General features: G+C 45.7%; 22 protein-coding genes. 14 read left to right on the forward strand and 8 right to left on the reverse strand.

Going from position 1 to position 19,569, the window contains the following annotated elements:
* A partial coding sequence (locus ACE1CD_RS12575; protein ID WP_374793883.1) for an RNA-guided endonuclease InsQ/TnpB family protein occupies positions 1-1,029 on the reverse strand: 1,029 nt, incomplete at its 3' end.
* 34 nt (positions 1,030-1,063) lie between these two features.
* On the opposite strand from ACE1CD_RS12575, the gene ACE1CD_RS12580 reads away from it, so the two are divergent.
* Positions 1,064-1,231, forward strand: a complete 168-nt coding sequence (locus ACE1CD_RS12580; protein WP_374793884.1) for a hypothetical protein — start codon at positions 1,064-1,066, stop codon at positions 1,229-1,231.
* Here ACE1CD_RS12580 and ACE1CD_RS12585 read toward each other — a convergent pair.
* Positions 1,228-1,434 carry a hypothetical protein gene (locus tag ACE1CD_RS12585; protein ID WP_374793885.1) on the reverse strand — a complete coding sequence of 69 codons (207 nt, stop codon included), beginning with the start codon at positions 1,432-1,434 and terminating at the stop codon, positions 1,228-1,230. The genes ACE1CD_RS12580 and ACE1CD_RS12585 overlap by 4 nt on opposite strands.
* A 66-nt stretch (positions 1,435-1,500) precedes the next feature.
* Entirely contained in the window at positions 1,501-1,731 is a 231-nt protein-coding gene (locus ACE1CD_RS12590; protein ID WP_374793886.1) for a hypothetical protein, read from the reverse strand.
* A gap of 360 nt (positions 1,732-2,091) precedes the next feature.
* Here ACE1CD_RS12590 and thrC point away from each other — a divergent pair, with 360 nt between their 5' ends.
* The gene (gene thrC, locus ACE1CD_RS12595) at positions 2,092-3,183 is read left to right on the forward strand and encodes a threonine synthase (RefSeq protein ID WP_374793887.1); all 1,092 of its coding nucleotides are present in this window, start codon (positions 2,092-2,094) and stop codon (positions 3,181-3,183) included.
* Here the strand turns inward: thrC and ACE1CD_RS12600 are convergent.
* Positions 3,128-3,718, reverse strand: a complete 591-nt coding sequence (locus tag ACE1CD_RS12600) for a hypothetical protein (protein ID WP_374793888.1) — start codon at positions 3,716-3,718, stop codon at positions 3,128-3,130. The two genes, thrC and ACE1CD_RS12600, sit on opposite strands and share 56 nt — an antisense overlap.
* A gap of 69 nt (positions 3,719-3,787) precedes the next feature.
* On the opposite strand from ACE1CD_RS12600, the gene ACE1CD_RS12605 reads away from it, so the two are divergent.
* From ACE1CD_RS12605 to ACE1CD_RS12620, 4 genes are all read left to right on the forward strand, one after another.
* A complete protein-coding gene (locus ACE1CD_RS12605; protein ID WP_374793889.1) occupies positions 3,788-4,660 on the forward strand; it encodes a YihY/virulence factor BrkB family protein in 873 nt (290 codons plus the stop codon).
* Between the two features lie 15 nt (positions 4,661-4,675).
* On the forward strand, positions 4,676-5,158 hold the full coding sequence (locus ACE1CD_RS12610) for a DUF4112 domain-containing protein (RefSeq protein ID WP_374793890.1): 483 nt from the start codon (positions 4,676-4,678) through the stop codon (positions 5,156-5,158).
* 42 nt (positions 5,159-5,200) lie between these two features.
* A complete protein-coding gene (locus ACE1CD_RS12615) occupies positions 5,201-6,139 on the forward strand; it encodes an alpha/beta fold hydrolase (protein ID WP_374793891.1) in 939 nt (312 codons plus the stop codon).
* A gap of 181 nt (positions 6,140-6,320) precedes the next feature.
* Positions 6,321-7,358: a hypothetical protein gene (locus ACE1CD_RS12620; RefSeq protein ID WP_374793892.1), complete on the forward strand. Its 1,038-nt coding sequence runs from the start codon at positions 6,321-6,323 to the stop codon at positions 7,356-7,358.
* 66 nt (positions 7,359-7,424) lie between these two features.
* Here ACE1CD_RS12620 and ACE1CD_RS12625 read toward each other — a convergent pair whose 3' ends face one another.
* Together ACE1CD_RS12625 and ACE1CD_RS12630 are read right to left on the reverse strand one after the other, a co-directional pair.
* Positions 7,425-7,676: a transporter suffix domain-containing protein gene (locus ACE1CD_RS12625; RefSeq protein WP_374824441.1), complete on the reverse strand. Its 252-nt coding sequence runs from the start codon at positions 7,674-7,676 to the stop codon at positions 7,425-7,427.
* Between the two features lie 141 nt (positions 7,677-7,817).
* Positions 7,818-8,705, reverse strand: coding sequence for a carbohydrate ABC transporter permease (locus ACE1CD_RS12630; RefSeq protein WP_374793894.1), 888 nt, complete (start codon positions 8,703-8,705; stop codon positions 7,818-7,820).
* Positions 8,706-8,971: 266 nt separating this feature from the next.
* Here ACE1CD_RS12630 and ACE1CD_RS12635 point away from each other — a divergent pair, with 266 nt between their 5' ends.
* Positions 8,972-9,667, forward strand: coding sequence for an aldehyde oxygenase (deformylating) (locus tag ACE1CD_RS12635; RefSeq protein WP_374793895.1), 696 nt, complete (start codon positions 8,972-8,974; stop codon positions 9,665-9,667).
* Between the two features lie 202 nt (positions 9,668-9,869).
* Entirely contained in the window at positions 9,870-10,892 is a 1,023-nt protein-coding gene (locus ACE1CD_RS12640) for a long-chain acyl-[acyl-carrier-protein] reductase (protein ID WP_374793896.1), read from the forward strand.
* A gap of 66 nt (positions 10,893-10,958) precedes the next feature.
* Here ACE1CD_RS12640 and ACE1CD_RS12645 read toward each other — a convergent pair whose 3' ends face one another.
* Entirely contained in the window at positions 10,959-11,975 is a 1,017-nt protein-coding gene (locus ACE1CD_RS12645) for a hypothetical protein (RefSeq protein ID WP_374824444.1), read from the reverse strand.
* 274 nt (positions 11,976-12,249) lie between these two features.
* On the opposite strand from ACE1CD_RS12645, the gene ACE1CD_RS12650 reads away from it, so the two are divergent.
* The 4 genes from ACE1CD_RS12650 (at position 12,250) to ACE1CD_RS12665 (ending at position 17,853) form a co-directional block, all read left to right on the forward strand.
* Positions 12,250-13,230, forward strand: coding sequence for an acetyl-CoA carboxylase carboxyltransferase subunit alpha (locus ACE1CD_RS12650; protein ID WP_374793898.1), 981 nt, complete (start codon positions 12,250-12,252; stop codon positions 13,228-13,230).
* Between the two features lie 151 nt (positions 13,231-13,381).
* Entirely contained in the window at positions 13,382-14,107 is a 726-nt protein-coding gene (locus tag ACE1CD_RS12655) for an SDR family oxidoreductase (protein ID WP_374793899.1), read from the forward strand.
* A gap of 50 nt (positions 14,108-14,157) precedes the next feature.
* Complete coding sequence (folE, locus tag ACE1CD_RS12660) at positions 14,158-14,868, forward strand: GTP cyclohydrolase I FolE (protein WP_374793900.1); 711 nt, start codon at positions 14,158-14,160, stop codon at positions 14,866-14,868.
* 468 nt (positions 14,869-15,336) lie between these two features.
* Positions 15,337-17,853, forward strand: coding sequence for a filamentous hemagglutinin N-terminal domain-containing protein (locus ACE1CD_RS12665; protein WP_374824447.1), 2,517 nt, complete (start codon positions 15,337-15,339; stop codon positions 17,851-17,853).
* An 18-nt stretch (positions 17,854-17,871) separates the two neighbouring features.
* Here the strand turns inward: ACE1CD_RS12665 and ACE1CD_RS12670 are convergent, their stop codons facing one another.
* The gene (locus ACE1CD_RS12670) at positions 17,872-18,513 is read right to left on the reverse strand and encodes a phosphoribosylanthranilate isomerase (protein ID WP_374824450.1); all 642 of its coding nucleotides are present in this window, start codon (positions 18,511-18,513) and stop codon (positions 17,872-17,874) included.
* A 135-nt stretch (positions 18,514-18,648) separates the two neighbouring features.
* On the opposite strand from ACE1CD_RS12670, the gene psaK (ACE1CD_RS12675) reads away from it, so the two are divergent.
* Both psaK (ACE1CD_RS12675) and psaK (ACE1CD_RS12680) read left to right on the forward strand, forming a co-directional pair.
* The gene (gene psaK / locus ACE1CD_RS12675; protein ID WP_374793903.1) at positions 18,649-18,930 is read left to right on the forward strand and encodes a photosystem I reaction center subunit PsaK; all 282 of its coding nucleotides are present in this window, start codon (positions 18,649-18,651) and stop codon (positions 18,928-18,930) included.
* Between the two features lie 56 nt (positions 18,931-18,986).
* The gene (psaK, locus tag ACE1CD_RS12680) at positions 18,987-19,271 is read left to right on the forward strand and encodes a photosystem I reaction center subunit PsaK (RefSeq protein WP_374793904.1); all 285 of its coding nucleotides are present in this window, start codon (positions 18,987-18,989) and stop codon (positions 19,269-19,271) included.
* Positions 19,272-19,569 lie beyond the last annotated feature (298 nt).

Consider the following 19,569-nt stretch of genomic DNA (forward strand, 5'->3'; position numbering starts at 1 on the left):
ACATTCAGGACACCTGAATATCCGTTCTTTGAGTGAGAGCGAATTTTTAACCTGACCGCAGTTGGAGCAAGTTTTACTGCTAGGGTAGAACCTGTCCACAAACACCAACCGACTTCCGTAAAGCTGGCATTTGTACTCCAATTGACGGCGAAACTCGTAAAAGCCCATGTCTCCGATAGCTTTAGCTAGCTTCCGATTGGCCATCATGCCCGACACATTAAGGTCTTCCAACCCAATAACAGCGTGGTTCTTGCTGATATAGGTCGTCAGTTTGTGCAACGTGTCTTTACGGATGTTAGCGATTTTTCGGTGTAGTCGAGCTATCTTGAGTTGAGCTTTTTTGTAGTTAGAGGAACCGACAACTTTGTGACGCAGTAAGTATTGAAGACGAGCGAGTTTTTTCTCATACTTCTTGTAACTTTTAGCACCCTTAAATTCCTCACCTGTTGAAAGTGTGGCAAGGGAATTGATGCCCAAATCTACGCCAACACATTCAACAGACTTAGGGATAAAAGTTGGTTCAACTTCAATCTTAAAGGAAATAAACCATCGCTCGGCGTGACGGGAAATTGTCACCGACTTAGGCGCAAACATGAGAGGAAGTCGCTCGTAAGTCTTGAGCCAACCAATCACAGGTACCTTGACTTTAAAGTGTTCCACCTTGATGGAGCCATCAAGTGTAAAACTATCTTTCCTACCTTTCTTTTTAAACCTTGGCACTCCTGATACTTTTTTGAAGCACCTATCCCACGCAACACTCAGTTGCTTCAAGGCATACTGAGGAGCGCATTTTGATACTTCGTAATACCAAGGATAGCGCGGTTTAACCAAGGCAACCAACCACTTATGTAAGTCAATAGCGGTAGGAAACTTAATCTTGTCATTGGGATTGGCTTTGTTGTTATCCAAAATTTGCTTGGTCAACCCCAATCCCCAATTCCAAGCGTGTCTTGCTGTCCCTGCGTGTTTGAACAACATTATACGCTGGGTGTTGTTAAGTTTGAGTTCTGTCTTAAAACCTAGTAGCATATTAATTTTGTACGGCATAAGCCGGACAAATAAAATGTCAAAGCGACTAGACTTGAGACTGCCAGAAGAAGATATCACGCTACTTGAGACATACTGCAAAGCAACCGGAGCTACAAAAACGGGAACAATCAGGATGCTGCTACAGATGCTCAAAGATGAGCATTTGTTAGCGATTGTTAGAAAAACTCTCACTATTGATTAACCTTTTGAGAGAGCTTGTGCTAAAATACCCGGCTTAAAACGAATGCCAGGTTTTTTGTTTATAAGCAGCGGTGCAGTTGGCAAAACTTTTGCTTTTATACCACAATCTTGTGACTGTACCATCATCGTGTGGCTCGATCGAGCCAAGCTGACATCCCAGCCAAGATGAAGGGAACATCTATTTTCGCAAACTAACAGCTGCATACAGCAGGCAGGATTGCCTGCTATGGGCTTGTAAAAATTGTCATTTTTGCCCTAGTTGGCTACCTCTTAGTTATCTGAGGTTTGCCGTTGCTGTTTGATATTTTGTAGTTGTTGCAACAAATTTTCGACATCAGCTTGCAAATTCAAGAGCTTGATTTGCTGATCTGCCTGGTACACAGACTTCATTGACTGCATCAGTTTGACTTGATTTGCTAACGCCACAGACATAAGGGTGAGTTCGTCAGAAGCCAAAGTAGGACGCTGGATAGTAGAAGTTCTAGATGAAGCAGTTAACATTTGTCGTTGCCTAGTAATTTGTGCTTACTCACATCACTTGGTCATTTTACCCTGAACGTTAAGCTACGTTAAGTTTATTTGTGTCAATTTTTCGATCGGCTGTCTGGATGATAGGGGCTAGGGGTTAGGGAAAAGGGGTTAGGGGTTAGGGCGTCGGGAAAAGGGAAAAGGGGTTAGGGCGTCGGGAAAAGGGAAAAGGGAAAAGGGAAAAGGGAAAAGGAAAAAGATTTATTCCCCCGCGACCCCACTCCCCCACTCCCCCGCTCCCCCGCTCTTCGCACTCTCCCTCTGCACCGTTCCCCATCCGCGCTAAACTAAGGTGTACCCGGAGTATTTTTACATTCGCGCTGTTCATCTATTGTGACTGTAAGTCTTTCCCTTGCTGAATCCAAACTAAAAAGCTGGCCCGGTTTAATCGAAGCGTACCGTCCCTATCTGCCAGTAACGTCATCCACGCCGACGATCACCCTCTTGGAGGGCAATACGCCTCTGATTCCCATTCCGGCGATCGCATCTCTCATTGGCAGACAGGTGCAAGTTTACGTAAAATTTGACGGCCTCAATCCTACCGGCAGTTTCAAAGACCGGGGGATGACTATGGCAATTTCCAAAGCAAAGGAAGCGGGTGCTAAAGCAGTCATCTGTGCCAGCACCGGCAATACCTCAGCATCAGCAGCTGCCTACGCCCGCCGTGGCGGAATGCGGGCATTTGTCCTGATCCCCGATGGCTACGTCGCCTTGGGCAAATTGGCGCAAGCTTTGCTGTACGGTGCGGAAGTGCTGGCAATTAAAGGAAATTTTGACCGGGCGCTCGCGATTGTGCGCGAGATGGCAGAAAACTACCCGGTCACCCTGGTTAACTCAGTCAATCCCTACCGACTGGAAGGACAGAAAACTGCGGCTTTTGAGGTGGTAGATGCCCTGGGTGACGCACCAGACTGGTTATGTATCCCCGTCGGAAATGCCGGTAACATTACAGCATATTGGATGGGATTTTGTCAATACCATCAAGAAGGTAAATGCGATCGCCTGCCCCAGATGATGGGATTTCAAGCAGCAGGGGCAGCGCCGATCGTGACAGGTAAGCCGGTCTCCCATCCAGAAACGCTCGCCACCGCAATTCGCATAGGCAATCCGGCGAGCTGGGAAAAAGCGATCGCCGCCGCTGAAGCCAGTCAAGGGGGATTCGCAGCCGTTACCGATGAAGAAATTTTAGAGGCGTATCGCCTGCTAGCTTCCCAAGAAGGCATTTTTTGCGAACCGGCCAGTGCAGCTTCTGTGGCTGGGATGCTAAAAGTCAAAAACGAGATTCCAACAGGTGCGAAAGTAGTTTGCGTCCTCACCGGCAACGGACTCAAAGACCCCGATACCGCGATTGAACACTGCCACAATCAGTTTAAAGACGGGGTGGAGCCGGTCTTGTCGGCGGTAGCTGAAGTGATGGGTTTTTAAAGCTGGGTAAGTGGGCAGGATGGGAAGACCCAGGCAACTTCTCAGGCTGGGGCCCATCCTGCTTGACTGGAGTTGCGTTAAACTCAGCCCGATCGCTATCTCGTTGCTTGGTGAGCAAATCGATCGTGTCGCCCAAGGCAGTAGTGAGACTTTGACGAGTTTGGGCGTGCGCCTCCCGTTCTGCTTTCAAGGCTTCTGCAAGACGATCTCGTTCTAACAGCACTTCTACCAGTTTCTGTTTCAATGCCTCAACGCTTTGCAACTGTTGCAGTTCTGGGGAACTCGCAGAAATATCCGCAACTTCATCTAATTTGGCAGCAAAATCAGCTTTAAATTGGTCAATTTCTGCCTTAAGCTTGTCTATAGTTTGTTGTGCTAGCTTAGCATCAGCACGGCGTTGTTCTGCTTCTGTATTGAAAAGTTGACTCCACCGGGCAGCGCTATCGACGGCAAGATCGCGATCGCTTTGAGCTTGCGCCACTTGTTGTCGCAGCCCGTTAATTTCCTCTATCCACTGCTTTACATCGTAGTTCATCTGTGTATTTCTTAGTTGGTAGGGTGGGCGATGCCCACCTAGTTGTTAAATTTGCTCAACTATAAAAATATGATATTTGCCCGTTTTTTTCGTTTTTTTCGGCACTTAAATTGGGCAACGCTGAAGAGAACTTTCCAGCGTGCCGGACAGCAGCGCTTGCCCGGACTTGCGGCTGAAATGACCTACAACGCCATGTTAGCCCTTTTTCCATCGATTTTGGCACTGCTGACAGCGATCGGATTGTTTGACTGGTTACAATCTACCTTTAAATACTTGGCCGCACAACTAGGTAGCATCGCCCCTAAAGAAGTTCTCTTCCTCATCAAAGGCTTTACAAATACGATCAGCCTCAGCCAAAATCAAGGACTGTTTTCCCTCAGCTTTATTATCGCCTTATGGACTGCCTCTGGAGCGCTCAGTGCTGCGATGGACGCCCTCGATCGCATCAATCAAATTCCCCGAAAGCAGAGGCGACCGTTTTGGAAAGCCAAGTTAGTTTCGCTCGGCCTTACAATGGGCACAATTTTATTACTAATTGTCGCATCTTTCCTAGTTTTTATCAGCGAATCGATCGTGCAAATAGTAGCTCGACAAACTGGTAATCTAGAGCCAGGACTGCTATCGATTTGGCGGCTGTTTAGCTGGCCTACCGCATTAGTAATCATTGCATCTGCGATCGCCTTTATTTATCGCTTTGGCCCCAGCCGCTGGACTAGGGGAACGCCCATCATGCCAGGAGCGATCCTCGCCTCCGTCGCTTGGGCGATTGTATCGGCTGCATTTCGCCTTTACGTATCTAATTTCGGCAATTACAACGCCGCCTACGGTGCTGTCGGTGCGGCGATCGTATTAATGCTATGGCTCAACTTATCTTGTTTGGTAATGTTATTTGGCGCACAGTTAAATGTTAGCGTAGGGGAAGCGATGCGACAGAGAATTTAAACTTTAACAAATGCTATGACACATGAACCTGACAGTAAAGCTGCTACGCTACAACGCCTTCGCCAGATTAGCCACGTACTCGACAATGCTATTGCCGTTCCCGGTACAAAATATCGCGTCGGTCTCGATCCGATTTTAGGATTGTTACCGGGCGGAGGAGATACCCTGACAGCATTTTTCTCTGCATACATCGTCTGGGAAGCAGCTCGAATGGGATTACCAAGAGAATCTTTAGTGCGAATGGTTATGAATATTCTCTTCGATACAGTAGTGGGTGCTGTGCCAATAATAGGAGACTTTTTGGATGTTACGTGGAAAGCCAATGTGAAAAACCTGCAATTATTGGAAACTCACTTAGCTTCCCCCATCGCAAGTAAAAAGGTAGATAGAGTATTTCTGATCTTCCTTACAATTGGATTGCTCCTATTTGTGGCAGCGCTAACTTACGTTAGCGTGATAATATTTAGATTGCTGCTAATGCTCTTCACGGGCAACTGAGTTGATTTGATATTGAACCCAAACATAGACAGACATAAAATTATGCAAGATTGGTGGCAAAGTACATTTCCAAAAGGTCGTCAAACTTTGACGATAACAGACGCCAGAGGATATCCTGTAAAAATTGCCTATGGCGAAAAAGGAACTGGTAAACCTTTATTTTTAGTACACGGTATCGGTAGCTGGAGTTACGGTTGGCATCACAACATAGAAGAACTCGCCAAACATTTTCGCGTGATTTGTTTTGATGCCAAAGGACATGGGTTTTCCGATAAACCACATTATTCAGAAGAATTGGGTCATCAAATTGTCGAAATGGAGCGAATTATTCGCGCTTTGTGCGATGAACCCGCTGTTGTAGTGGCGCAATCTTTGGGAGCTTTGATTGCACTAGCTATTGCTGAAGAAAATCCGGATCTATTGGCGCGATTAGTGCTGATTAATGTTCCCGTTTTTCCCACTCAATTGCCTAGTCTGTGGATGCGCTTGTTAGCTACTTTACCCCTCGATTTGGTGCGAGGTATAGATAGCCTGCGATTGTCATATTGGTTGTCACCATTATTGCGACAAATTGTGGCGATTGGGCGTCGGGAAGTCGTGGTCGATCCGGCAGAAATTACACCAGAAAAAGTGTACTGGGTCAGTTATCCTTATATTGAATTTCCCAATACAGTGATAAAAGTTACGGAAGATTTACAACACGCTGCCATAGAAATTGAGCGCTCGCTCAAAAACGAACCGAATATCATCCATAATATTCAAGATAATTTATTGAAAATAACTTGCCCTGTGTTAATTTTATGGGGCGAACAAGACCAATGGTTTCCCGCTGAAAATGCCAAAAAATTACAAGCACGCTTACCAAATGCGAGATTGAAAATTATTCCTAATTGCGGTCACGATGCGGCAGCAGGTTCTCCAGAGGTAGTTAATTCAGAGATTCTGGGTTTTTTGCGAGATAGCGAGTACGTATCGTTGTAATTATGCTATCGCTAAAAGCGGTTTTTCCATAAAGTTTGCCTGCAAAACCCTGGCGTAATTTTGCACTTGGACTTGACATTTTAGCTTCGCGGCGAGTGCCTCCCGTGACCGTCAGCGTAAACAAGTATGATAAAGAACGTGCAATAATGATCCCTCTGTGACCCCACGATCGCTCTCACAAATGCCCGAATCTCCCCAACCTCCTTTCGACCTCGCATCTGCCCTCAATATCGGCACGGATCTAAACTTCCAGTTGCCCGATCCAGAAGACGATCGCATTCCAGATGCTGAGTTTCAGCAGCAGGTAGATATCGCTTGGGTGGTATGCGATCGCTTCGACTTGCAAACGGAAATCTGGCGCGGGCGCATTTTACGAGTAGTGCGCGATCGCGAGAAGAAAGGCGGCGACGGACGCGGCACTGGTTTTCTAAATTGGCTCAAAGAGCGAGAAATTAACAAAAGTCAAGCTTATTCTCTGATAGAGTTAGCCAATAGCGCCGATACTCTTTTAGCTGAGGGAAAGCTCGACCCCACTGCGATTAGAAACTTCAGCAAACGCGCTTTTGTAGAAACAGCCAAATCATCCCCAGAAATACAACAACTGGTCACTGATGCAGCGCAAAAAGGCGATCGCATCACCCGCCGGGAAGTGCGCCAACTCGCTGAAGAGTGGACAGCCATGACCTCCGATTTACTTCCCGACGAAGTAAAAGCTAAAGCCGCCGATCAAACTCTTCCGCCGCGTTACCTCGCACCCCTAGTTAAGGAATTGGAGAAATTACCCGAATCTCACATCACCTTACTGCAAGAAGAAGTCGCCCAAGAACCCAGCGTCGATAAACTCAAACAGGTAACGTCAGACGCCCGCAACTTAGCCAAGTATCTCCACGCCGCCGCCCAAGTGCAAGCCATTAATCAATCATCGGTAGATGTAGAAATGGCGCTAGAAGAAGCGCTGCGGATAGGTTGTTTGAATACAGCATCCGATTTGGTCAAACAAGCGTCTCAGCTAGAACAAACGATCGCCAAACTTTACACTACTTGGAAACGTGTCGGTAGTTTGGCGGATCGGCTATATGTGGATACTGGTGCGAGTACGCCCAACTTGCGATCGCTTCTCACTTGTTTGGAAAGACTAGCGGGTGAATCGATCGAAGTCCCTCTGGATGAAAATGGCGATCGTACCGTTCGCCTGCGAATCATGGCAGATTCAGATTAAATTGGCAAACGGCAATCCTAACAATAAATTAGTCAAATTGCTTCGTTACTTAGTTAGCGGGTCAGGTTAGCGGAGCAATTTTTTCAAACTCTTCCAAATCCGAGAAAAACTAAAATAACGTCGATATTTAGTAGCAAGTTCTTTTCCTACCAAAACAAGACCTAACCAGAACAAAACTTCTGCCACAACAGCTAGAATAGTGACTAATACAGCTTTTTGTGCTAAATCTATTTGGATAAATGGCACAACAAAAATTATCGCTGCCCAAGGCAAAAAAGATCCAAAAATAATCAACATACCTAGATTTTTTAGACTCATTTCAATTACAATTAGCTTTTTTCATTTAAAGCAGAGGCGCACAAAGGTAAGCGCTCCAATACCCAGAAGTTTATAGTTGTCAAATAAACTTCTTAACTCCGCGTTCCTCTGCGAAAACCTTTGCGTTCCTTTGCGTTAAACTTAACTCTTAATTCCAGTTGTAGCAATTCCCCGAATAAATTGTCTTTGGCCTATTAAAAACAACAGCACTACTGGCACCGTAGCAATAGTCACAGCCGCCATCATCAAAGGCCAATTATTTGTAAATTGCTCCTGAAAATCTGCCAGCGCCAGTTGCACCGTTCTTAATTCAGGTCGCGTTGTAAAAACCAGGGGTTTAAACAAATCGTTCCATTCACCGATAAACGTGAATAAAAATAGGGTCACCAATGCCGGACGAGACAAAGGTAACATCACCCGCCACAGAATTTGCAGTCGATTTGCCCCATCTAATGCCGCCGCTTCTTCCAATTCTACTGGCACTGTTTGAAAGTACTGACGCAGTAGAAAAATGCCAAATCCATTCGCGGCTGTCGGTAAAATTAACGCCCAGTAGGTGTTGATAGCGTGTCCCCACTTCAACACCAAAAAAATGGGAATCACTAATAGCTGGAAAGGAATTACTAACGTTGCCAAAACAATTAAGAGCAAAGCTTGCCGTCCCCGAAATTTTAACCTTGCTAAAGCGTAGCCTGCCAAAGCTGAGGTGATAACCTGAAATCCAGTTACCGCTAAAGCAACTAAAGTTGAATTGGCAAAAGCGAGGAGAAAGTTTCCGCGCTGCCATGCCTGTCGATAATTTTCCCATGTCCAGTCCTTTTGCCAAGAAGCTAAACTGGGTGTTGTCCCGGTGGGGGCAAAGGAGATGAGAAAGACTGCGAAAAGCGGCAGCAGTACAATAATGGCACTAATTACAAGCAATACCGGAATTAGCCATTTTAGGAGGCGATTCCAGAACAGGAATGGCTCTGTTGGCCCACTTTGCGGATAAGCGATCGGCGACTGAGTTTCGCAATTTTGCTCAGACATCTATCTCTAAAAGAAGGATTTGCATACAATACAGTCTAGGTATTAATTCCGATTCTCTCACTCAGGCTAGATTCTAGTCTGGCAGATTGTCGGTCATGATAAGGTAAGTCAAATGGGTTACTTTGACCAAAAAACCCGCCCTTTTTGGCAATTCTGGTAAATTGGATTTAAATTGCGAGTGAGGGTTTCCCAGGCCCCCTTTTAGCCTCGCGTCGATTTTGGATCGACACAATATCTACCAACAATGTTGAGGAGACAAGTCACGTATGCCGCAGCTTGAGGCCAGTCCAGCAATTGACTTTCACAATGAAACGTATAAAGACGCCTACAGCCGCATCAACGCGATTGTAATTGAAGGCGAACAAGAGGCCCACGAAAATTACCTTCAACTGGCTGAACTGCTGCCGGAACATAAGGAACAATTAATTAGCCTTGCCAAGATGGAGAGTCGTCACAAAAAAGGGTTTGAAGCCTGTGGGCGCAATCTCCAAGTGACACCGGATATGGAATTTGCCCGTCAGTTCTTTGCCCAACTGCACCAAAATTTCCAAGTTGCACTGCCAGAAGGGAAGATAGTCACTTGTTTGCTGATTCAATCTCTGATTATCGAATGTTTTGCGATCGCCGCCTACAACATTTACATCCCAGTAGCCGACCCCTTTGCCCGTAAAATTACTGAAGGTGTTGTAAAAGACGAATACTCTCACCTTAATTTCGGAGAAGTTTGGCTAAAAGAACATTTTGCAGAATCTAAAGCCGAGTTGGAAGAAGCCAACCGTCAGAATCTACCTGTAGTCTGGAAAATGCTGAACCAGGTAGAAACCGACGCCCGCGTACTGGGTATGGAAAAAGAAGCCTTGGTCGAAGACTTCATGATTCAGTACGGAGAAGCTCTGAGTAATATTGGTTTTACGACCCGCGATATTATGCGGATGTCAGCATACGGTTTGGCAGCTGCCTAAATTGGGAGTGCCTTTCCAAGTGCTTCGGCTTTAGTGTTGAGTGCTGAGTGCCGACTAAAGAAGATAACACAAAACTTTTACCGCCGATTAGTCGATCGCTGCACTAATCGGCCATTTTGTGTAGTATTTTTAAGGGTCAGTAACAATTTTTCATTCCTCTCACCTTACTCAAGCTCGACTAAAGGTCTGCTTTAAGCAATTCATGTTTGGTCTTATCGGTCACCTTACCAGTTTAGAACACGCCCAAGCAGTAGCCAGAGACTTGGGCTACCCGGAATATGCCGATCAAGGGTTGGATTTTTGGTGTTCTGCCCCGCCCCAAATCGTCGATACGATTAAGGTTACGAGCATTACCGGTCAAACAATCGAAGGTCGGTATGTAGAATCTTGCTTTTTGCCAGAAATGCTGGCAAATCGCCGGATTAAAGCAGCTACCCGCAAAATAATCAACGCGATGGCTCACGCCCAAAAGAACGGTATCAATATCACGGCTTTAGGTGGTTTTTCTTCGATTATTTTTGAGAACTTCAACCTGAACCAAATTACCCAAGTCCGCAATATTAAGCTAGAATTTGAGCGTTTTACTACGGGCAACACCCATACGGCTTACATCATTTGTCGGCAGGTGGAGCAAGCATCGAAAAAAGTAGGCATTGAGCTGTCCAAGGCAACGGTAGCGGTTTGTGGCGCGACCGGTGATATTGGCAGTGCCGTTTGCCGATGGTTGAACGATCGCACGGATGTGGCAGAATTATTGCTGATCGCTCGCGATCGCGAGCGACTGGATACTTTGCAATCAGAACTGGGTAGGGGCAAAATTATGGCCTTAGAAGAGGCGCTACCCCTAGCCGATATCGTAGTTTGGGTAGCGAGTATGCCCAAGGGCGTGGAAATTGACCCCACCACACTCAAGCAACCTTGTCTGCTCATTGATGGTGGCTATCCCAAAAACCTGGGCACTAAAATCCAGCATCCCGGTATATACGTCCTCAATGGCGGTATTGTGGAGCATTCCCTCGATATAGAGTGGAAAATCATGAAAATCGTCAATATGGACGTGCCCGCACGCCAATTATTTGCCTGTTTTGCTGAATCGATGCTACTGGAATTCGAGAAGTGGCACACCAACTTTTCTTGGGGACGAAATCAGATTTCCGTGGCAAAGATGGAGCAAATTGGTCAAGTTTCGGTCAAACACGGATTTCAACCGCTGTTGTCATTTTGACTTTAACTGAGGGCAGGGTATGGCCCTGCCCTCAAGTAAACTGGAATTGTCTGATTCTCGATCGCTCTACATCACAAAACCACCTGTAAAGCGGAGACTGCTTTCAATCTCACTAAGAGATGTCACATCTTTTACAACAGCAACTAAATCACTTGCTGCTAAGCTTTGCGAAAAGCTATCGCGGCTGAGAATAATATCCAAATTTCCATCAGACATACTAAAGTAGTAATTATTCAACCCTCCTGCTAAGACAATCTCATCCTTTCCGATTTCAAAGTTGTCGATCGCAGCAAAGTCAGCATTACCGCCACCTCGATAAAAAATTACAGGAGGAGGTATTTTACTTTCCGTCTGTAAGCGCCCTAAAACGAAGATATCTTTACCGTTTCCACCAATCAAAACATCGGCTTCCCTCACACCTAAACTATAAAAATCCAAACACTGTCCGCCTGTCGGAGTACCCCCAATCACACATGGGCCTGGAGAAATATCTACTCCGTAAATCTCATCTCGCTCCCCAAAACCAATAACGGTATCGTTCCCATTTGTACCGCTGAAAATCCCTGTCCTACCTTCAAATTGTCCAGATTTGATGTAGTGTTCCAGCGCAGATTCAAAATTACCAGCTTCTACGGCTGCCGCTACATCTGAATTATTTTGAAGATAGCCGAATTCATTGAAATTTGTCCCCGAACGGCTTTCCGCTCTGCCAAACTCTAGGTAGTGTGCCAGACCAGAAGTCAAAGTGCCAGCTGCAACTGCCGCTGCTACATCGGGGTTTTTTCGCAGATAAAACTCCTCATCAAACAACAAACTTGCTCTGCGACCTTCTGTTTCTCCAAATTCGATAAAGTGCTGCAAACCAGATTTGAAAGCGCCAGTTTGTACTGCTGTTTTTACGTCGGGATGGCTTTCTAAATAAAAATGCTCGTCATAGAAAGGCGATACTCGAACGCGACCTTCCATTAACCAAAACTTTTGAAAATGTGTCAATCCAGATTGAAAAATACCTACATCAACGGCAGCTTTAACATCGGGGTAATTTGTTAGGTAAAAATCTTCGCTAAATACGACAAAACTCACAATGACTCCTGAAAATACACTAACAACGGAAGATAGAGTTATAATTAATTCCGAACAAGTATCTTCAAGATGGTCTTTATTTTGGAAAAAATGCTGGCTGGCAAAAATGTCCGCATTATAAATGGCGATGGCGGCGGTCTAAAGATTGACCCGCTCAAAGGCGAAGGGTTTCTGTAGCGCCTGTTTGAGGGCGATCGCAAATTAGCTGAGTTTCTGGACAACTTACAGGTTACGATTTGGAAAGAGTCTACACAGAGTCGATCGAGTTCTAAACGTGGCCGAAACATCCCGCAAACCTTTACTACTAGACTTTGAAAAGCCCTTGGCAGAGCTGGAAACCCGCATTGACCAAATTCGCCAACTCGCGTCGGAAAATGGGGTCGATGTCACCGAGCAAATTCGCCAGTTAGAAGCACGCTCGGTGCAACTTCGTCAAGAAATTTTTAGCAGTTTGTCACCGACGCAGAAGTTGCAACTGGCGCGTCATCCCCGTCGTCCCAGTACGCTAGATTACATTCAGGCGATGACCGATGAATGGATCGAACTGCACGGCGATCGTGCTGGTTCCGACGATCCGGCTTTGGTGGGCGGTATTGCCAACCTCGCTGGGCATTCTGTGGTGATGTTAGGCCATCAAAAAGGCCGCGATACTAAAGATAACGTTCTGCGTAATTTTGGTATGGCTTCTCCGGGCGGCTATCGCAAAGCAATGCGGTTGATGGAACACGCCCATCGATTTGGAATGCCTATATTGGCGTTTATTGATACTCCCGGTGCTTCCCCGCGTGCAGAAGCAGAAGCTTTGGGCCAAGGAGAGGCGATCGCTTACAATTTGCGGGAAATGTTTCGCCTCGACGTTCCCATTATCTGCACCGTGATCGGCGAAGGCGGTTCCGGCGGTGCTTTGGGTATTGGTGTGGGCGATCGACTCTTAATGTTTGAACATTCAGTATATTATGTCGCCAGCCCAGAAGCCTGCGCTTCTATTCTCTGGAAGGATGCCAGTAAATCGACCCAAGCAGCTGAAGCTCTCAAAATTACAGCTTGGGATTTGAAAAATATCGGCATTCTCGATCGGCTTTTACCCGAACCCCTTGGTGGGGCACATTCCGACCCTCTCAAAACTGCCGCTACTCTCAAGCAAGCTCTTCTTTACCACTTAGAAGAACTCAGCCAAATGACTCCCCACGAACGTCGGGAATTGCGCTATCAAAAGTTCCGTCGCATTGGCATTTTTAGCGAAATATCTGCTTAAAAATTCCGTATAGAGATGGTATAATAAAAATTGTTACAATTGTTAACACATCTTTCATTTTGAGCGGACTCAAGCTGGGTAAGGTTGTTTGCCGAAAGCAAACACTCAGAAGTGATGGGATGTTCCATCCAAACTTGCAAACATTCAACTAATGAGTGCTTCAACTGATAAACGCGCCCTGATTACTGGGGCAAGCAGCGGGATTGGCAAGGCAACAGCTTTGGCGTTTGCTAATGCTGGCATTAACGTAGCGTTAGTGAGCCGCTCCTACGAAAAATTGGTGGCGGTGGCCGAACAAGCTCGCACCTCTGGGGTGGAGGCCAAGCCTTACGCTCTAGACCTGGCAGAAATTGAACAGGTAAAAGATCGGATTGGCGCGATCGCAGCTGACTTTGGCCCAATTGACATTCTGGTCAACAATGCGGGCATAGGATACACAGGTAGTTTAAGGGACACACCCTTGTCTGACTGGCAGAGGGTAATAGACCTTAATCTAACTAGCGTTTTGCAGTGCATTCTGGGCATATTACCAATGATGCGCGATCGCCGCTCTGGCATCATCATCAATGTTGTTTCCATTGCCGGTCAACAAGTATTTCCCGGTTGGGGAGCTTACTGTGTCAGTAAATTTGGCCTGATGGCTTTATCCAAAACCCTAGCGGCAGAGGAACGGGAGCGCGGCATTCGCGTAACGGCAATCTGTCCGGGTTCCGTAAATACCCCCATTTGGGATACCGACACAGTTAAGGCTGACTTCGATCGCTCAGCCATGTTAACCCCCGAAATTGTAGCGCAGTCAATTTTACAGACGGCACTACTACCAGAACAAGCAGTAATTGAAGAGTTAACGCTCTTAGCCAGTGCTGGAATTCTCTAGATTGCTGCTTTAACTTTTACCCGATCGCATTACTTTAATTAAGGCTTATCATGACTATCGCTTCCTCCAACGGCTCTAATGGCTCTACCTCTCTTTCCGTGAGTTCCAATGGTATTATCAACGTCCCTACCCGCCCCGATCGCAACACCTTGAACGGTCGCGAACCCAACTTACACCCACCTACACAAGAAACCCAAGAGAAAATGATGGAAGCCATAAGGACGATCCTGTTGGGAGTGGGAGAAGATCCGGAACGGGAAGGCTTGCTTAAAACACCCAAGCGAGTCGCAGAGGCGATGCGGTTTCTCACCAGCGGCTACAATCAATCTTTAGAAGAAATCGTCAACGATGCCATCTTTGATGAAGGTCACAACGAGATGGTTCTAGTCCGCGATATCAATTTCTTCAGCCTTTGCGAACACCATATGCTGCCCTTTATGGGTAGAGCTCACGTCGCCTACATTCCCAACCAAAAAGTTGTGGGCTTAAGCAAACTGGCACGCATTGTGGAAATGTACTCCCGTCGCTTGCAGGTACAAGAACGTCTCACTCGCCAAATTGCCGAAGCAGTTCAGACTATTCTAGAGCCCAAGGGAGTTGCCGTTGTTATGGAAGCCACCCATATGTGTATGGTGATGCGCGGTGTCCAAAAGCCCGGTTCTTGGACAGTCACCAGTGCAATGGTCGGTGTTTTCCAAGAGGAGCAAAAAACTCGCGAAGAATTCCTTAACTTGATTCGCCATCAACCAGCTTTCTTTTAGGCACAAGCGCGTTGAAAAAATATCTGAGTAGAACTTTTTTAAGTGTCTAAATAACTCAAGTTGCTAGTTATATTGTTGAGGAAAGGTTTGTCAGATGTCAGTCGCCAATCTTTATTTACTACTGACTGATGCCGATATATCTGCCTTTTTCCTACATTCCACCACTAACTAGCAACTTAGGTTAATACTCAATATCTTCCCATTCCCCCTATTCATCTTTACACCACCCAAAACTACGCCAACATCCATAACCGTCGGTCTGTTTTTCAAAAACAAACTCAACGAGGCTTTTGCCAGTTTTTAGACACAAACACTTTGCCAGGATATTAAAATAACAATCTCCAGATATTAAGTTTAGTTAATAATTGACAAAAATGCTTATTTATGAAATAATATTCTAACAAATATTTGTTAACCTCAAATTGTTACTAACTGGCTTGCGAGGGATTGCAAGTCTGCTTGAGGAAGATGAATAATTTCTATTTACGGCTGCACAAGTTCGCCTACCTCTTATTAGGAATAAGTGGATGGATATTACATAGCCCTGTCGCCGCACAAATCATTCCGGATAGCACCCTACCTACTAATTCCCTCGTTACGCCTAACGGAAATACTTTCAGTATAGATGGTGGAACAGCCGCAGGCAGCAACTTATTCCACAGTTTTCGGGAATTTTCGGTTCCGATTGGCAATACAGCTTTTTTCAACAACACGATCGACATTAACAACATTATTACCCGCGTCACCGGAGGGCAAATCTCCAACATTGATGGATTAATTCGCGCCAACGGACAAGCAAATTTATTTTTAATTAACCCCAGTGGCATTATTTTTGGTGCCAACGCACGCCTAGATATTGGAGGTTCGTTTCTCGCTTCCACAGCAAGTAGCCTCAAGTTTACTGATGGCACAGAGTTCAGCGCCGCTAATCCCCAAGCTTCTGGGCTGTTAACTATCAATGTTCCCATCGGATTACATTTTGGGCAAAATCCTGGCACTATTCGTGTTTCCGGGAAAGGACACAATCTAACATTGGAAAACGCTCCTGTTCCTCCGCCTGTGCAAGTTAGCGATGAAAATTCAGGGCTAAACGTCAAATCGGGTCGTACCTTAGCCTTGATTGGTGGGCCAGTAACCTTAGATGGTGGAATCCTTACAGCAGAAAGTGGGCGAATAGAGGTGGGAAGTGTAGGCCAAGGACAAGTGAATTTCAATCCAACTGAATTCGGATTGGTATTGAATTATTCGCAGGTGCAAAACTATAGAGACATTCACTTATCTAACGCCGCAATACTGAATGCTAGTGGTGGTGGGGGAAGGGGTATCCAAATAGTCGGACGGCAGGTAAAAATGAGTGATGGCTCCTTCGCCTTTACTAACACTCTTGGCTCCCTACCAGGTGGAGCGATCGATCTGTTCGCCGCAGAGTCAGTAGAATTAAACGGAGATAACTCCAACGGTATCTCTAGTGGTTTAATAAGTCAAACATTAGGGGCAGGAAATGGTGGTAATATTATGGTTTCCACCCACCGTTTAATAGTCAACAATGGCGGAAGAATAACCTCTATTCTTTTCCAAACAGGAGACGGGGGCAGCATCTCTGTAGAAGCTAATGACTTAGTAAAATTTATTGAATCTTCAAGATTTAATAATGGCGCTGCTAGCGGCATTGAATCTATGAATTTTGGTTCTGGAAATGGGGGAAATATTACCCTATTGACTCGCCGCTTCCAAATCCTCAATGGAGGAGCTTTATCAGCTATTACTAGATATTTTGGCAGGGGCGGTAATGTGCATCTGAAGGTAACAGATTCTTTAGAGGCGATTGGATTTAATAGTCGCACTGGTTTCCGGACTGCGATTTTAGCAGAAACAATCGGCCCTGGAAAAGCAGGCAATTTGACGATTGATACCTCTAGATTAATTGTTCGGGATGGAGCGCGTATCGGTGCTAGTACTATAGCTAGTGGAGCGGGGGGAATTTTAACTGTAAATGCGTCTGAATCTATTGAAGTTAAAGGGGTTGCTAGTGGAACCTCGCTGATTAGCTTGCTATCTTCATCAGCTTTATCTAATACTCCAGCGCAAAAATTTTATGGATTACCTATAGTTCCTTCTGGAGATGCTGGAAATGCCACTATTAATACACCGAGACTGATTGTTTCTAACCAAGCTCTAGTTGGTGTAGATAATCAAGGCTATGGCGAAGCAGGCGAGCTGAAAATAACAGCAGGGCAGATTGTTCTGGATAAAGGAAGGTTAACTGCTGCTAGCGCATCTGGAGGAGGAGGTAATATGAACCTCCTGATTGGGGATTATGTGTTTCTACGCAATAACAGTCAAATTACAGCACAAGCGGCTGGGTCTGGTAACGGGGGTAACATGACTATTAATTCCCCGTTTATTGTTGCTATTAAAAATGAAAATAACGACATTATCGTCAATGCTTCTGCTGGTAATGGGGGTAGGATAAATATAACTGCTAAAGGAATTTTTGGTTTAGTGCAAACTCAGGGTTCTCTGAATAACTTTCTTAGCGAGATCAATGCTAGTTCTCAAACGGGGATTGATGGATTTGTGGAAATTAGCACCCCGAATCTAAACCCTACTTCGGGATTAGCGGTATTGCCAGAAAAAGTTTCCGATCGCAGTAACCTTGTGGTTTTCAGGTGTGGTGCAGCGAGTGGCAATTCGTTTAGAGTTACCGGACAGGGCGGTTTACCGGTAAATCCTTACGACGCTCTCAGCAGTTGGTATAATACAGCACGAGTTTCCGATGTAGAAACAGTCGATCGACAAAGCGATCGAGCGGGGGAACGGGAACGGAAACGAATTTCTCTTTCTCCAAGGACAAACGATCGAGCGCCTATTGTGGAAGCGACGGGATGGGAGATCGATCGAAAAGGTGAAGTACAATTAGTGGTGAATGAAAAGGCTGCGATCTCTGCTGCTTCTTGGGATAATAAACTTAATTGCGGTATCTGATCGAGCGGTTTGGCTATATTACTCAACTGCCACTCCAGTTCCTAATTTCTCAAACAATTGCGCTACTTTATGTAAGTCTTTATCTCCAGGAGAGCGCTCGACACCGCTGGATAAATCGATACCGTTGGGTTGAACGTGACTGAGGGCTGACAATACGTTATCAGGCGTCAAACCACCGGCGAGCAACCAAGGGCGAGTAAGAGTGTATCCTGCTAAGGTAGCCCAATCTAGTGTTGTGCCAGTACCGCCCAACTGAGTGGGATGGTAGGCGTCAAGCAGAAGCGTATCAACTGCATCCGTGTAGGTGTCTGCTTGAGATAATGAATCGGTTGTCTGCACTCTCAGCGCTTTGATAACTTCTACATCTGGTAGAAGCTGGCGTAATTTTTGGCAGAATTGGGGAGATTCATTGCTGTGCAACTGAACGCCATTCAATCCAGCTGCATTAACTATTTGACAAATTTCATCAATTGTGTTGTTGGCAAATACACCAATACGATCGACATTTACCGACAATCGATCTACCACCGCCCGGATCTGTGTAGGAATGACGTAACGGGGAGAAGTGGGGACACAAATAAAGCCGAGAGCGGTTGCTCCCAGTCGGGCGATCGCATCTCCTTGTTCCGGCTTAGTAATTCCGCAAATTTTAACCCGCATCAACGCTACTCCATCACCACCAGTGCAATTTGTATCAAAAGTTTGAGTTTATGTTAACTCTTAAAACAGATTCTTGTTATTTGGTAAGCGCTTCTTATAATTTTTGTTGTTGTTTAGTAAAGCAGGAAAGATAGTTTGCTTAACTTAACTTTACTTGCGGCTGTCGTGGAATCTGCCGTCCCCCGCACACTGAACTGGACTCCGGCTGTGGGACTTGTGATGATTTTATGCAACTTGCTGGCGATCGCGATCGGTCGCTTCGCCATCCAACACCCTGGTAGTGGCCCGGATCTTCCCGTTGGCAAACCAGCGCTGTTCAGGAATTTTACAATACCGGAATTGCTTGCTACAGCAAGTTTCGGCCACATATTGGGTGCCGGAGTCATTCTGGGACTGACCAACGCAGGTATCCTTTAAAAGTAAATCTTCCAGACCCTCAGCTGTGCGATCGGTAGCTGAGTGGGAAAATGAAAATGTCAGTTTCTCAATTAAGGAGAAAAATCTTGATTAACTCAATGATACTTGCAGCTGCACAGTCTACCGTTCCCGCAACACCGTCCTGGTCTCTGAGTATTGGCCTAGTGATGATTATTTGTAACATCCTTGGAATTGCGATCGCTCGCTATGCTACCCAGGAGCGAGGAAGTCAACCCTCTTTAGGGCCGATTGGTATTCCTCAGTTGATTGCAGGTACTTGCTTTGGTCATATCTTAGGAGCAGGAGTAATTTTGGGATTGACCAACGTTGGATCTCTCTAAATTCCATCTGTGACGATAAGCCGTCAATTATAACTAATTGCCGCATTAGTCAGGCGCTGTCTTCATTTTGGCTCATCACCATTTGGGGCAGCGTCACCATAACATTACTTATGAGAGGGAAAAAGCTAACAAAAAATTAAAAAAAAATTGTAATCTAATCCGAAGAAGTATTGCAGCAGGTCGCTCGTCAATAAAAGTTCCGACCCTTGAGAGACAGACTTTAAACAAAGTAGCGTTTATCCTAGTTTAGATAGCACTGTATTGAATCGCATGAGTAGTAACGCAATTAATTACGAGC

This window comes from Aerosakkonema sp. BLCC-F183, assembly GCF_041929145.1.
GTDB lineage: Bacteria > Cyanobacteriota > Cyanobacteriia > Cyanobacteriales > Aerosakkonemataceae > Aerosakkonema.